This window comes from Clostridium sp. UBA1056 (assembly GCA_002316385.1).
In the GTDB taxonomy this organism is placed as follows: domain Bacteria; phylum Bacillota; class Clostridia; order Clostridiales; family Clostridiaceae; genus Clostridium_J.
In genome coordinates, this window is the sequence record DCDL01000012.1 from 1 (window position 1) to 538 (window position 538).

Sequence of the window (538 nt, forward strand, 5' to 3'; positions counted from 1 at the left end):
ATTTATTTTCAGATGTCTAAAAAGGTTTTAAAGGAGTAGGTGTAATGGATGATAAGGATGAGCTAATTAAAGAGTTCGGAAATTTGTGGAGGATATTCATATCTTATTCTAACCAATATAAAACTATGGAAGAGTTTCCTAGAATAGAAAAACTTACAACTATGGAGATTAGTATTATAAGAATTGTCTATGAAAGGGAAGATGTGATTTTAAAGGAAATTTGCACTATGTTAGATATACCTAAAAGTACTCTAACCAGTGCTATAGATAGATTAGAAAGACTTAACTATGTAAATAGAACTATTAGTAAGAGAGATAGAAGATCCTACGGATTGCAGCTTACAGAGGAAGGTAATGCGGTGAAAAATGAACATCTAGCATTTGAAAAAAAATTATATGGATACATTTTAAGTGCTTTAGATACAAACGATGAAAGAAAAGAATTTTTAAAGTTATTTAGAAAAATAGTAGAAAATATTTAAATTGAAATTTTATGAAAGGAGAATGCTACTTAGACATCTTCAAAAAATAAATAAGT

At 27.7% G+C, this 538-nt stretch carries 1 protein-coding gene; it reads left to right on the forward strand.

All coding sequences use genetic code 11. The annotated features are described in order from the left end of the window. The first annotated feature begins 44 nt into the window (after positions 1-44). Positions 45-482, forward strand: coding sequence for a MarR family winged helix-turn-helix transcriptional regulator (locus tag B3W71_RS03860; protein ID WP_346887624.1), 438 nt, complete (start codon positions 45-47; stop codon positions 480-482). Positions 483-538 lie beyond the last annotated feature (56 nt).